Raw genomic sequence first — 13,748 nt, forward strand, 5'->3', positions numbered from 1 at the left:
CTACTCCGGGAGCAGCGCGGCCCCCGGCACCGGCCCGTACGTCGCGTGCGCCGTCCGGCAGGTGCCGGAGGCCCGAAGTGCCGCGGCGACGGCGGCGGCCGCGTCGGCGTCCTTGGCGAGGAAGGCGCAGGTCGGCCCGGAGCCGGAGACCAGCGCCCCGAGGGCGCCCGCTTCGGTGCCGGCCCGCAGGGTGTCCGCGAGCGAGGGGCGCAGCGAGAGCGCGGCGCTCTGGAGGTCGTTGGCGAGCACGTCGGCCAGGGCGACGGCGTCGCCTTCGGCGAGTGCGGCGAGCAGGGCCGGGTCGGCGTCGGGGGTGCGGACGTCGGTGTCGCTGGAGCCGGTGCCGGCTTCTTCCCGGAGCCGGTCGCACTCACGGAAGACGGCGGGGGTGGACAGGCCGCCGTCGGCGACGGCGAAGACCCAGTGGTAGGTGCCCTCGACGGCCAGCGGCTCCAGGATCTCGCCCCGGCCGCGGCCCAGCGCGACCCCTCCGAGCAGGGCGAACGGCACGTCCGATCCCAGCTCCGCGGCCAGCTCCAGCAGGGTCTCGAACGGGGTGTCCAGTTGCCACAGCGCGTCGCAGGCGACCAGCGCCGCCGCACCGTCGGCGCTGCCGCCGGCCATGCCGCCGGCCACCGGGATGGCCTTGGCGATGTGCAGGTGCACGCCCGGATCGGCGATGCCGTGGTGGGCGGCGAGCAGCCGGGCGGCGCGGGCGGCGAGGTTGCTGTCGTCGAGCGGGACGACGGCGGCGTCAGGCCCGGAGCAGGTCAGGGTGACGCCCTCCCCCGGGGTGGCGGTGACCTCGTCGCCGAGGGCGACGGCGAAGAAGACGTTGGTCAGGTCGTGGAAGCCGTCGGCGCGCAGCCCGCCGACCCCCAGCTGGACGTTGACCTTGGCCGGCACCCGTACGGTGATCACTCGCTGTCCTCGTCCTTCCGGGGCTTGTGCTCGGCGATCGCGGCGAACTGCTCCACGGTCAGCATCTCGCCGCGCAGCTTGTGGTCGATTCCGGCGGCGGCGAGCGCCTGCTCGGCCCCGGCGGCGGAGCCGGCCCAGCCGGCCAGGGCGGCGCGCAGGGTCTTGCGGCGCTGGGCGAACGCGGCGTCGACCACCGCGAACACCTCCTGGCGGCTGGCGCTGGTCTCGGGCGGCTCGCGGCGGATCAGCGAGACCAGCCCGGAGTCGACGTTGGGGGCGGGCCAGAAGACGTTGCGCCCGATGGCGCCGGCCCGCTTCACGTCGGCGTACCAGTTGGCCTTGACCGACGGGACGCCGTACACCTTGTTGCCCGGCTTGGCGGCGAGCCGGTCGGCGACCTCGCTCTGCACCATCACCAGGGTCCGCTCGATGCTGGGGAAGGTCGCCAGCATGTGCAGCAGGACGGGCACGGCCACGTTGTACGGGAGGTTGGCGACGAGCGCGGTGGGCGCCGGCCCGGGCAGCTCGGTGACCTCCATGGCGTCGCTGAACACCAGGTCGAAGGCGTCCGCCTTGCCGGGCATCCGGGCGGCGACGGTGTTCGGCAGGTGCTGGGCGAGCACCGGGTCGATCTCGACCGCGGTCACGTGCCGCGCGACCTCCAGCAGCGCGAGGGTCAGCGAGCCGAGCCCCGGCCCGACCTCCACCACCGCGTCCTGCTCGGTCACCTCGGCGGCCCGGACGATGCGCCGCACGGTGTTGCCGTCGATGACGAAGTTCTGCCCGCGCTGCTTGGTCGGCTTGACGCCGAACGCGGCTGCCAGCTCCCGGATGTCGGCGGCGCCCAGCAGGTGGCTGTCAGGGGTGGGGTCGGTGGTGCTCACGCGCCAAGGATACGGGCGCGGGCGGGGCGCGGGGTTCGACCGGGGCGCGGGGTTCGGCCGGGGCTCGTAGTTCGACCGGGGCTCAGAGTTCGACCAGGGCCGCGAGGTCGATTTCCACGGGGTACGGCACCGAGGTCCGGAGCACGCCCTCGTGCTGCGCGACGGGCAGGTAGACGCCCTTCTCCTCGTCCCGGTGGAACTCGTGGACGATCGGGAGGTCGTCGAGGCCGCGCTCGACCCGCCAGTAGGAAGCGATCTTCTTCTCGGCGTACTGGCCGGGTTTGCGGAACCGGTCGTTCGCCCGGGTGCCGTGCGAGACGACCTCGACCGCGAGCACCACGGCCTCCGGCGGGAGGCACTCCAGCTCGAAGACGTCCAGGCCGGTCTTGTCGAACACCACGACGTCCGGCTTGGCCGTGTTGGCCTCGTCCAGCAGGACGCAACGCTCGACGTTCGCTGCGCAGGGCGAGACCCTCGCACCGAGAAGTGCGACGAACAACCGGTCGCGCACCTGGTCGTGCCACTGATTCGTCTGCCCCCGGACCACGATGACTCCGTCCACCAGATCCCAATCGAACGGCAGGTCGAGGTTCTTGACCTGCTCGTACGTCCAGTCCCGGGACAGCGCGTGCATCCAGTCGAGGTGATCGTCGACGGGTTCGTTGATCGGCTCGGCGGTCATTGCCACCTCCCTCACTGCACTCATGCTAACCAGCGTAGGGAGTGGCCGGGTGTGCCGAATCGTTCCTGCGGAACCAGGAATCCGTTCGATCGCGGGCCTCGGCCGAGCGCCCGGAGCCCGCGCCCCGAGCACTCGACCGCAACCGCGCGCGACCACAACCGCGCGCGACCGCACGCGCACCACGACCGGGCTCAGTACCCGAAGGCTCTCGCCGTGTTCTCCGCGATGGCCGCCGACAGCTCGTCCTCGTGCAGCCCCAGGGTGGCGGCCATCGACCGCACCGTGACCGGTATCAGGTACGGGGCGTTGGGCCGGCCCCGGTAGGGGTGCGGGGTGAGGAAGGGGGCGTCGGTCTCGACCAGGATCCGGTCGAGCGGGGTGGCGAGCAGCGCGTCCCGCAGCGGCTGGTTGGCCTTGAAGGTGACCGGCCCCGCGAAGGACAGGTACCAGCCGTGCTCGGCGCAGGTCTTGGCCATCTCGGCGTCGCCGGAGTAGCAGTGGAAGACGGTCCGCTCCGGGGCGCCTTCCTCCAGCAGGACGGCGATGACGTCCTCGTGGGCGTCCCGGTCGTGGATGACCAGGGCCTTGCCGTGCCGCTTGGCCATCTCGATGTGGCGGCGGAACGACTCCTTCTGGATCTCCACGCCCTCCGGCCCGGTGCGGAAGTAGTCCAGCCCGGTCTCGCCGACCGCCAGCACCTGCGGCAGGGCGGCGAGCCGGTCGATCTCGGCGAGCGCCTCGTCCAGGGCGGCGGCGCCGCCGGCCTTGCGCTGCTGGCCGGACCAGCCGTCCGCATCGCCGAGGAAGATCCGCGGCGCCTCGTTCGGGTGCAGGGCGACGGCCGCGTGCACCTGCTCGTACTGACCCGCCAGCTCGGCGGCCCAGCGCGAACCGGGTACGTCGCAGCCCACCTGGACCACCGTGGTGACCCCGACGGAGGCGGCGCGGGCCAGGCCTTCGGCCGGGGTGCCGGACTGCATGTCGAGGTGGGTGTGCGAGTCGGCCACCGCCACCGCCAGGGGTTCCGGCAGCGGCGGCGGAGTCGACCGGTCGTCGTCCTTGGCGGCCATGTCAGGCGGCCGGCTTCTCTTCGAGGCGCGGGAAGAGGATCTCGCCCTTGGTGACGGTGGCACCGGCGGGCAGCCGGCCCCAGTCGGCCACGGTGGCGATGGTCTGCGCGGACAGCGCGCCCAGCCCGGCGGCGTCGGCGCCCAGCGAGGCCCACAGCTTCTCGGCGGTGGACGGCATCACCGGGTTGAGCAGGACGGCGGTGGCGCGCAGCGACTCGGCGGCGGTGTAGAGGATGGTCGCGAGGCGCGCCCGGCCCTCCTCCGAGTCGTCCTTGGCGACCTTCCAGGGCTCCTGCTCGGTGATGTAGCCGTTGACCTGCTTGACGAACTCGAAGATCGCCGCCAGACCGCCGGCGAAGTCCAGCTCCTCGCCGATCTTCCGGTCGGCCGTCCCGACGGCCTTGGCCAGCCCGTCGGCGACGGCCTGCTCGGCGTCGCCGGGCGCGGTGGCGGCGGGCAGCACCCCGTCGAAGTACTTGCCGACCATCGCGGCGACCCGGGAGGCCAGGTTGCCGAAGTCGTTGGCGAGCTCGGAGGTGTAGCGGGCGGTGAAGTCCTCCCAGGAGAACGAGCCGTCCGTGCCGAACGGGATCGCCCGCAGGAAGTAGTAGCGGTACGCGTCGACGCCGAAGTGCGAGGTCAGGTCGGTGGGCGCGATGCCGGTCAGGTTGGACTTGGACATCTTCTCGCCGCCGACCATCAGCCAGCCGTTGGCCACGACCCGCTTGGGCAGCGGCAGGCCGGCCGCCATCAGCATGGCGGGCCAGATGACGGCGTGGAAGCGGAGGATGTCCTTGCCGACCAGGTGGACGGAGGCCGGCCACAGCTCGGCGAAGCGCTCCGGGTCGCTGCCGTAGCCGGCTGCGGTGATGTAGTTCTGCAGCGCGTCGACCCACACGTAGAGGACGTGCTTCTCGTCCCAGGGCAGCGGCACGCCCCAGTTGAACGTGGAGCGGGAGATCGAGAGGTCCTGGAGGCCCTGCTCGACGAACCGCAGCACCTCGTTGCGGGCGGACTCGGGGGCGATGAAGCCGGGGTTCGCGGCGTAGAACTCCAGCAGCTTCTCGCCGTAGGCCGACAGCCGGAAGAAGTAGTTCTCCTCCTCCAGCCACTCCACCGGCTTCTTGTGGATCGGGCAGAGCTTCTCGCCCTCGGTGGCGCCGTCGAGCAGCTCGTTGGGGAGCTTGTACTCCTCGCAGCCGACGCAGTACGGGCCGGAGTAACCGCCCTTGTAGATCTCGCCCTTGTCGTACAGGTCCTGGACGAACTCCTGCACGCGGTCGGTGTGGCGCTGCTGGGTGGTGCGGATGAAGTCGTCGTTGGCGATCTCCAGGTGCTCCCAGAGCGGCTTCCAGGCCTCCTCGACCAGCTTGTCGCACCACTCCTGCGGGCTGACGCCGTTCGCCTCGGCGGTCCGCATGATCTTCTGACCGTGCTCGTCGGTGCCGGTCAGGTACCACACCTTCTCGCCGCGCTGGCGGTGCCAGCGGGTGAGGACGTCGCCCGCCACGGTGGTGTACGCGTGGCCCAGGTGCGGGCGATCGTTGACGTAGTAGATCGGGGTGGAAACGTAGTACGCCGGGGCGCTCGCCCCGGTGGTGCTGTGGTCTGCAGTGGCCGCCATGGTCGGAAAGCTTAGTCGGGCGGGCGGACCGCCCTCGACCGAGTTCCGTCCCGGTCGGGGGCGGTCCGTCCCCGCCCTGCGTCGTCAGCCCAGCAGCCGCGACCAGAACCGGGCCCAGCGTCCGCGCGGCTTGGCGGGCCCGGGCGCCGGGGGCGGCCCGGCCGGCTCGGCGTGCGCCGAGAAACCGGGGGCGTGGTGCCAGGACTGGTCGGCGGAGGTCACCCGGCCCTCGCGCATGATCCGGACGGTGTGGCCACCGCACCCGGGGCAGGTCGGCTTGAGCAGCGGAGACGGCACCCGGACACCGTTGGCGTGGTACTCGAACACGACGTGCCCCTCCTTGGACACGTGGTGCTCGATGTCGTACGCCTGCTCCCAGCCGTACCCGCAGCGCAGGCACGCGAAGGAGTAGGCCTCCCGTACGGTCTCGACGGGAGTGTGCCCGCGGCCGGCCAGGCCCGCGGTGCTCAATGCGCTGCCACTGTGGGGGCTACCGATCGTCTCGCTCATAGCCGTCTCCCAGCGCCCGCCGGGCGCTCGCCCGGCTGGGTCTTTCCATTCCAGGAAATGCCCGGACCACCTCGGCCGACGCCCCACTTGTGAAGACTTGGATGCGGATTGGGGAGCCCTATACGAAGGGCCTCCCCAGGACCGAAAACCGCGACCGAAGCTTCAGCTCAACGGGTGTTTACCGGGGCCTTCCCTCCAAGGTACGACTACCCGTGCGCAACGCAACCCCCGGATTTCACCCCTATTTCAGGCCCGGGTCCAGGCCCTCCTTCTTGGCCGCCACGACGGCGTCGAACACCTCCCGCTTGGGCAGCGAGAGCTCGACCGCGACCGCCGCGATGGCCTCCTTGCGCCGCTCCCCCGCCTCCTCGCGCACGGCCACCAGCCGGGCCAGCTCGGCCGGGGTCAGCTCCTGCGGCGCGGCCGGCGGGGCGCCCGCCACGACGACGGTGATCTCGCCCTTGACGCCGTCGGCCGCCCAGGTCGCCAGCTCGCCGATCGGCCCGCGCTTGACCTCCTCGTAGGTCTTGGTGAGCTCGCGGCAGACGGCGGCCGGGCGCTGCGGCCCGAACGCCTCGGCCATCGCGGCCAGCGCCTCGGCGATCCGGTGCGGCGCCTCGAAGAAGACCATGGTGCGCGGCTCGGCGGCGATCGAGGCGAGCTGCCGGGCCCGGTCGCCGGTCTTGCGCGGCAGGAAGCCCTCGAAGGTGAAGCGGTCGACCGGCAGGCCGGACAGCGCGAGCGCGGTGAGCACCGCGGACGGTCCGGGCACCGCGGTGACCTTGACGTCCGCCTCGACGGCCGCGGCGACCAGCCGGTAGCCGGGGTCGGAGACCGAGGGCATGCCGGCATCGGTGACCAGCAGCACCCGGGCGCCGCCCAGCAGCGCCTCGACGAGTTCGGGGGTGCGGCCGACCTCGTTGCCCTCGAAGTACGAGACGACCCGGCCGGCCGGGGTCACCCCGAGCGCCTGGGTGAGCCGGCGCAGCCGACGGGTGTCCTCGGCCGCGATGACGTCCGCCGTGGCCAGTTCCTCGACCAGTCGGGGCGGGGCGTCCGAGACGTCGCCGATGGGGGTGCCTGCGAGAACCAAAACTCCTGTCACGCCCCCCATCCTTCCAGCTGCCGCCGCGCGGGGCGTTTGGTGATGATTCGGGCAGCTTCCGAGGGAGCGGACACCCGTACGAGGAGCGCCCCTACGATGTGGCGGATGAACGGCGACACGGCGGCCCAGACGCCCACCGGTACGGACCACTCCGCGTGGGGCGGCGTCGGCCTGCCGTCCCCGCGCGCGGCGGAGTCCACCGCCGCCGCCCCCGCGGCGCCCACCTGGCGCGAGCGGCTGGCCGGCCACGGCTACCGCGCCCGTCCGACGGCGCCGCTGGCCGAGCGCCTGGTGCCGCCGATGCCGGACGGTCCCGGGGTGACCCCGCGCGACGTGCCGCAGTCGCCGCTGCTGCTGCGGCTGGGCGTCTCGCTGCCGCAGGGCCTCTGGTACTTCCTGTGCCGCTGGTCCGGCTGGCTGGGCCCGGTCGCGGTGGCGGTGTTCGCCGGGATCCTGCGGTTCACCGACCTCGGCCGGCCGCACGCGATCATCTTCGACGAGACGTACTACGCCAAGGACGCGTACGCGCTCTGGCACGGCGGCTACGAGATCAGCTGGCCCGAGGACGCCAACACGACGATCATGACGCCGGGCGCGGCCGTCCCGTACCGGGAGACGGCCTCGTACGTGGTCCACCCACCGGTGGGCAAGTGGATCATCGGCTTCGGCGAGCAGCTGTTCGGCATGAACCCCTTCGGCTGGCGCTTCGCGGTGGCCCTGCTCGGCACCCTGTCGGTGCTGATGCTGGCCCGGATCGCCCGCCGGATGTTCCGCTCGACCCTGCTGGGCTGCGTGGCCGGCCTGCTGCTCTCGGTGGACGGCCTGCACCTGGTCCTCAGCCGGGCCGCGCTGCTCGACCTGGTGGTGATGTTCTGGATCGTCGCCGCCTTCGGCTTCCTGCTACTGGACCGCGACCGGACCCGGGCCCTGCTGGCCTCGAAGCTGGGCGGGATCGAGAACGCCGAACTCGCCCAGCGGGTGGGCCTGGGCTGGCGCCCGTACCGGATCGCGGCCGGCGTCTGCATCGGCCTGACCTGCGCCACCAAGTGGAGCGGCCTGTACGTGATGGCGGCCTTCGGCCTGATGACCGTGCTCTGGGACGTCGGCGCCCGCCGCCTGGCCGGCGCCCCGCGCCCCTTCCGGGCGGTGCTGGCCCGGGACGTGGTGCCGGCCTTCTTCTCGGTCGTCGTGGTCTCGCTGTCGGTCTACGTCGCGTCCTGGTGGGGCTGGTTCGCCAGCAGCAACGCCCCCGGGAAGGGCGGCTGGGGCCGGGACTGGGCGGTCGGGCGCTCCACCGACTACCCGTGGATACCCGAGGGCCTGCGCGCCCTGTGGCACTACCACTCGACGGTCTACGAGTTCCACACCCATCTGAGCGACCCGCACACCTACCAGTCCAACCCCTGGTCCTGGCTGGTGCTGGGCCGGCCGGTCTCCTTCTACTACGAGTCCGCCAAGCAGGGCCAGGCCGGCTGCACCGTCGCCGACTGCGCCCGCGAGGTGCTGGGCATCGGCACCCCGCTGCTGTGGTGGACGGCCCTGGTGGCCCTGGTCTACTGCCTGTGGCGCTGGGCGTTCCGGCGGGACTGGCGGGCCGGCGCGCTGCTGTGCGGCCTGGCCGCGGGCTACCTGCCGTGGTTCGCCTACCAGCAGCGGACGATCTTCCTCTTCTACGCGGTGGTGTTCGTCCCGTTCCTGGTGCTCGCGGTGACGATGCTGATCGGCGCCCTGATCGGCCCGCCCGGCGCCTCCCGGGACCGCCGGATCATCGGCTCCGCGACGGCCGGCCTGCTGGTGCTGCTGATCGTCTGGAACTTCCTGTTCTTCTTCCCGCTGTTCACCGGCCAGACCATCCCGCTGGACGACTGGCGCCGCCGGATCTGGTTCAACAGCTGGATCTGAGGACCGGGCTCCGGCCCCGGACGGCCCGCCCCGCGTTCCGGCGCACACCGTGTCCCCCCGAATCGTCCGTATGCGGTGCACGACACGTACCAGATCCGTCACAAGTCCCGGGCGTTTCGTCGGCGCACCGAATCCGCCTGCCTAGGGTGGGGGCGTAACGCGTTTCCGGCCCCGGCCGGTTGCGCCCGGCCGCGAGACCCCTGGGGGAACTGCACCATGCGCAGTGGCGCGAAGATCGGCATCATCACCGGCGTGTCCATCGTCGTCCTCGCGGGCGGCGGTTACGCCGCGTACAGCCTGATGGGCGGCTCGGACTCCGGCGGCGCCAAGGCCCGCACGGTGGTCGCCGAACCGCCCTCTGCCGATCAGGCGACGGCCGGCGCGAAGGACTTCCTGGCGGCCTGGGCGGCCGGAGACATCGCCAAGGCGGCCTCGCTGACCGACGACCCGGCCACGGCCACCACCGCGCTGACCGCCTTCCGGGACCAGGTGAAGCCGAGCGCACTGACCCTCACCCCGACCGGTCCGACCACCCAGCAGGTCTTCACCGCCGCCACCGGCACCCCGGCCCCGGCCAAGCCCGCCGCCGGGGCCTCCGCGACGCCGTCGGCCGGCAGCACCCCGGGCGCCACCGACTCGCCGTCCGCCACCGCCGCTCCCGGGCCCACCGGCACGCTGATGAGCTTCAAGGCCCGCGCCGAGTTCGAGGGCACCAACCGGGCCTGGGACTACCAGGGCTTCCTGGGCGTCGTGAAGATGAGCGACAACACCCCGGCCGTGCACTGGGCGCCGTCGGTGATCCACCCGCACCTGTCCGGCAACGAGACCATCGCCGTCCAGCAGGTCTTCGCCCCGCCGTCCACCGTGGTGGACCGCACCGGCAAGCCGCTGCAGGGGGCCTCGCTCACCCCGGCGCTGATGAACACCGTGCAGGAGAACGCCCAGAAGCTGCTCCCGCCGGACCCGACCAGGGACCAGGACTCCGGCAAGGCCGTGGTGATCAACGATCCGGCCGGCAAGGCCGCCGCGGACAAGCTGTTCACCATCGTCGAGCCGAAGCCCGGCAAGCCGTTCAAGGTGACCATCGACAACACCGTCCAGGCCGCCGCCGAGAAGGCGATGACCGACCTGGGCGGCAAGCCCGGCTCCATCGTGGCCATCGAGCCGAGCACCGGTCAGGTGCTGGCCTTCGCCAACTCGCCCGCCAACGGCCAGAACCGGGCCTTCACCGGGCTGCTCGCGCCGGGCTCGACGATGAAGATCGTCACCTCGGCCGCGCTGCTGGAGGCCGGGATCAACCCGGACACCGTGGTGGCCTGCCCGGAGAAGAGCAGCAACTCGGTCCCGATCCCCAACGACTTCCCGGGCGCCTTCCCGAACAACACGCTCCAGCAGGACTTCATGGTGTCCTGCAACACCGCCTTCATCAACCAGGGTCTGACCAGCCTCAAGCCGGAGACGCTGTCCGCCACGGCCAAGGACGTGTTCGGCATCGGCCTGGAGTGGAAGACCGGTCTGCCGAACGCCGACGGCAAGGTCCCGCCGACGCCGGGCAGCAAGGACGAGCAGGCCATGAACTACATCGGCCAGGGCAAGGTCCAGATGAACCCGCTGGCCATCGCCTCGATCACCGCCACCGTTCAGAGCGGGGCGTTCAAGCAGCCGATCCTGGTGGCCGGTATGCCGCAGCAGGCGGCGGCCCGCCAGATCTCGCCGGACGTCGCCGGCAAGCTGCGCGCGATGATGAACGCCACCGCCGTCGGCGGCACGGCCAGCCAGGTGATGGCCGGGATCACCGACAACGCGGGTGCCAAGACCGGCTCCGCCGAGGTCCAGGGCGCGTCCACCACCAACAGCTGGTTCACCGCCTTCCGCGGCAACATCGCGGTGGCCGCCGAGGTCCAGGGCGGCGGCCACGGCGTCGACGCGGCCGGCCCGGCGGTGGCCTCCCTCCTGAAGGCCGCCGCCGGCCGCTGACGGCCTCCGCCCCGAGCCCGCCCCGCCCCGCTCAGCTCCGCGGCAGGGCGGGCTCCGGCGTCTCCGGCACCCGGCCGGGCGGAGCGGGGCGCCGGCTGCTCCAGCGCCGGGCCGCCAGCCGGGGCCAGATCATCAGCACCACCGGCAGCGCCAGGTACCCGAACCGCCCGGCCGGGGCGAGCATGAAGGCGATGGCCAGCCCGGCGGCCAGCAGGTCGGCCGCGGCGATCGCGGAGACCGGGGGCCGGGCCAGCAGCCAGATCGCCACCCCGATCAGGGCCACGGTCATCAGGGCCAGCGAGATGGTGTGCCCGGTCGGCCCGAAGCCGGCCAGCACCTTGCCGGGCAGCGGGCTGCCCGCCGGGGTGCGGATCGCGGTCATCCCGAGCGGGAAGCGCACCACCTGCTCGCGCAGCGCGTCCGCCTGGGCCAGGACGGACGGCAGGATCACCGCCGTGCTCACCCCGACCCCGATCAGCGCGGTCCGGGCGGCGGGGCGGCGGCCGTACAGCCGCCAGAGCAGCAGGACGGCGACCGGCAGCGCGGGCCAGGCCGTCCACTTCAGGGTGCAGGCGAGGGCGAGTACCAGCCCGGCGCCGACGGTGCGGTCGCGCTCGGCGAGCGCCATGGCCAGGCAGCAGACGCCGATCAGCGGGAGGTCCACCCCGCCGACCACCAGGGCGAGCGCTATCAGCGGCGAGGCGGTGAGGACGGCCAGCGGCAGCAGCGGCGCGCGGTCCCTGGAGGGCCGCAGCAGCCGCCAGGCGGCCAGCAGGCAGGCGAAGAAGGTCAGTGCGAACCAGATCCGGGCGTCCCCGGCGACCCTGGCGAAGGCGGTGGAGTCGCCGAGCACTTGGCGCGGCAGCCCGAACAGGGCCATCGCCGGCAGGTACGGGTTGTAGTCGGTGACCACCACCGGGTGGGGCAGGTAGGCGTCGCCGGTGGTGAGCAGCAGGTGGGCCGAGCGTTCGACCACCATGACCTCGGACTGGTGGCGGCCGTGCAGGGCGAGCAGTCCGAGCGGTACGAGGACGGCGCCGACGAGGGCGACCGCGGCGGCCGCATGAGCCGCGAAGCGCCGCGGCAGGGTCAGGCAGAGCAGCCCGGCCAGGGCGTAGGCGGGGGCCGCGATCAGGCCCCACAGCCGCTGGTTGGCCAGGTCGGAGACCAGCGGGAAGGCGGCGGCCCAGCCGGCGGCGATCAGGCAGCCGAGGAGTTGGACGGACCTCAGCGAGGCGAGTCTGGCGGGATTCAGCCGATCGGGCGTGGGCGGAAAGGTGCTTTCGCCACGCTGGCGGGGGAACGGCCGGACCGAGAAGCCTCTCGGCGGTCGTCCGGGTCTGGACGACGTCTCGGTCAGGAAGGTCTGCGCCGGCGTTCTGCGGCGGCCGGTGAAGCGGCCGCGCGGGCGGGAGTAGCCGGGCGTGCGGGTGCTCACCATGGTGGAAGGTTATGGGTGTGGGCCCGGCCCTGTCGCCATGGCGTTGGGCACTGAGCGGGTGATGGCACGAAAAGGGCCGCCGGGTGTCCTGTCGGTCGGCGGCCCTTCACGTCGGATTCGCCTGCGGGTCAGCGGGCGGTCTGGTCGGCCGGAACGGCGTGTTCCTCGGCCTGCCCCTCGGCCTGCTCCAGGCGCGAGTGCTTGATGCTGTAGCCGAAGTACACGACCACGGCGACGGCGAGGGCGATCGCGCCGGCCCGGAAGGTGTCGGCGTGCAGGCCGGTGATCAGGTAGATGCAGAAGCCGACGCTGACCAGCGGGACGACCGGGTAGCCGGGCACCTTGAAACCGCGCGGCAGGTCGGGCTGGGTGCGGCGCAGCACGATCACGCCGATCGAGACCACCGAGAAGGCGATGAGCGTCCCGAGGCTGGTGATGTCGGCCAGGACGTTCAGCGGGATGAACGCGGCCAGCGCGCCCACGCCGAGGCCCACCACGATGGTGTTCCAGACCGGGGTGCCGGTGCGCGGGGAGAGCTGGGCGAAGCGCTTGGGCAGCATGCCGTCGCGGCCCATCGAGTACAGGATGCGGGTCTGGCCGTAGATCACCACGAGGGTGATGCTGAAGATCGAGAGGATCGCGCCGATCGCGAAGACCATCGCGGGCCAGCTCTGACCGGTGATGTCCTGGAGGATCTGGGCGAGACCGGCCTCCTGGCCGTCGAACTTGGCCCAGGGCTGGGCGCCGATGCCGGCCAGCGCGACCAGAATGTAGAGCAGGGTCACCACGACCAGCGAGATGATGATCGCCAGCGGCAGGGTGCGGCGCGGGTTCTTGACCTCCTCACCGGCGGTGGACACGGCGTCCAGGCCGATGAAGGAGAAGAAGATGCTGGACGCGGCGACCTGCACGCCGCCGATGCCGAGAGGCATGAACGGGGTCAGGTTGCCGGACTTGAAGCCGGTGAAGGCGACGCCGATGAACAGCAGCAGGATGAGGATCTTGATCGCGACCATGGCCGCGTTGACCTTGACCGACTCGCTGACGCCGCGGATCAGCAGGACGCAGACCATGGCGACCAGCAGCAGCGCCGGCAGGTTGAACCAGTGGGTGCTGTCCGGCGCGCCGGCGAGCTGCTCGGGGATCTTGAACCCGAAGGCCAGGTCGAGGAACTTGTTCAGGTACTCGGCCCAGCTGACGGCGATCGCGGAGGCGGAGACGCCGTACTCCATCAGCAGGCAGATGCCGACGCCGAAGGCCACGCCCTCGCCGAGGGTGGCGTAGGCGTAGGAGTACGAGGAGCCGGAGACCGGGATCGCGGAGGCCATCTCGGCGTAGCAGAGCGCGGTGAGTCCGGCGGTGACCGCGGCGATCACGAAGGACAGGATGACGGCCGGACCGGCGGAGGGCACCGCGGTGTTCAGCACGAAGAAGATGCCGGTGCCGATGGTGGCACCGATGCCGATCGAGGACAGCTGCCAGAGGCCGATCGAGCGGCGCAGGTGGATGCCGGAGCGACCGCCCTCCTCGGGCGCGCCGGCCGGAAGGGCGTCGCGCCCCTCGCTCTCCGCGATCAGTGTCGAGACGGGCTTGCGTCGCAGCAGACGCGCACCAAGGGTGTTGCTGGCCAAA

Annotated in this window: 11 protein-coding genes; 2 read left to right on the forward strand and 9 right to left on the reverse strand. The window is 72.2% G+C overall.

The window, feature by feature from the left end; all coding sequences use genetic code 11:
• The 7 genes from ABTY56_RS16730 to rsmI form a co-directional block, all read right to left on the reverse strand.
• On the reverse strand, positions 1 to 921 hold the full coding sequence (locus tag ABTY56_RS16730; RefSeq protein ID WP_350629537.1) for a 4-(cytidine 5'-diphospho)-2-C-methyl-D-erythritol kinase: 921 nt from the start codon (positions 919 to 921) through the stop codon (positions 1 to 3).
• Positions 918 to 1,805, reverse strand: a complete 888-nt coding sequence (gene rsmA, locus ABTY56_RS16735; RefSeq protein WP_350629538.1) for a 16S rRNA (adenine(1518)-N(6)/adenine(1519)-N(6))-dimethyltransferase RsmA — start codon at positions 1,803 to 1,805, stop codon at positions 918 to 920. Before rsmA ends, ABTY56_RS16730 begins: the two co-directional genes overlap by 4 nt.
• 82 nt (positions 1,806 to 1,887) lie before the next feature.
• Positions 1,888 to 2,511, reverse strand: coding sequence for a Uma2 family endonuclease (locus ABTY56_RS16740; protein ID WP_350629539.1), 624 nt, complete (start codon positions 2,509 to 2,511; stop codon positions 1,888 to 1,890).
• Positions 2,512 to 2,678: 167 nt separating this feature from the next.
• Positions 2,679 to 3,557, reverse strand: a complete 879-nt coding sequence (locus ABTY56_RS16745) for a TatD family hydrolase (protein ID WP_350629540.1) — start codon at positions 3,555 to 3,557, stop codon at positions 2,679 to 2,681.
• 1 nt (position 3,558) lies between these two features.
• A complete protein-coding gene (gene metG / locus ABTY56_RS16750) occupies positions 3,559 to 5,181 on the reverse strand; it encodes a methionine--tRNA ligase (protein WP_350629541.1) in 1,623 nt (540 codons plus the stop codon).
• 84 nt (positions 5,182 to 5,265) lie between these two features.
• Positions 5,266 to 5,691: a hypothetical protein gene (locus ABTY56_RS16755; protein WP_350629542.1), complete on the reverse strand. Its 426-nt coding sequence runs from the start codon at positions 5,689 to 5,691 to the stop codon at positions 5,266 to 5,268.
• Between the two features lie 241 nt (positions 5,692 to 5,932).
• Entirely contained in the window at positions 5,933 to 6,796 is an 864-nt protein-coding gene (gene rsmI / locus ABTY56_RS16760) for a 16S rRNA (cytidine(1402)-2'-O)-methyltransferase (RefSeq protein ID WP_350629543.1), read from the reverse strand.
• A 105-nt stretch (positions 6,797 to 6,901) separates the two neighbouring features.
• Here rsmI and ABTY56_RS16765 point away from each other — a divergent pair, with 105 nt between their 5' ends.
• Positions 6,902 to 8,698, forward strand: a complete 1,797-nt coding sequence (locus ABTY56_RS16765; RefSeq protein ID WP_350629544.1) for a dolichyl-phosphate-mannose--protein mannosyltransferase — start codon at positions 6,902 to 6,904, stop codon at positions 8,696 to 8,698.
• Positions 8,699 to 8,914: 216 nt separating this feature from the next.
• Positions 8,915 to 10,675 (forward strand): penicillin-binding transpeptidase domain-containing protein, encoded by a 1,761-nt coding sequence (locus ABTY56_RS16770; protein WP_350629545.1) that lies wholly within the window; start codon positions 8,915 to 8,917, stop codon positions 10,673 to 10,675.
• 31 nt (positions 10,676 to 10,706) lie between these two features.
• On the opposite strand, the gene ABTY56_RS16775 is transcribed toward ABTY56_RS16770, so the two are convergent.
• Positions 10,707 to 12,116, reverse strand: a complete 1,410-nt coding sequence (locus ABTY56_RS16775; protein WP_350629546.1) for a glycosyltransferase 87 family protein — start codon at positions 12,114 to 12,116, stop codon at positions 10,707 to 10,709.
• Positions 12,117 to 12,244: 128 nt separating this feature from the next.
• Positions 12,245 to 13,747 (reverse strand): amino acid permease, encoded by a 1,503-nt coding sequence (locus tag ABTY56_RS16780; RefSeq protein ID WP_350629547.1) that lies wholly within the window; start codon positions 13,745 to 13,747, stop codon positions 12,245 to 12,247.
• Between the last annotated feature and the right edge of the window lies 1 nt (position 13,748).

It is taken from the genome of Kitasatospora sp. NPDC097691 (genome assembly GCF_040302665.1).
Taxonomy (GTDB): domain Bacteria; phylum Actinomycetota; class Actinomycetes; order Streptomycetales; family Streptomycetaceae; genus Kitasatospora.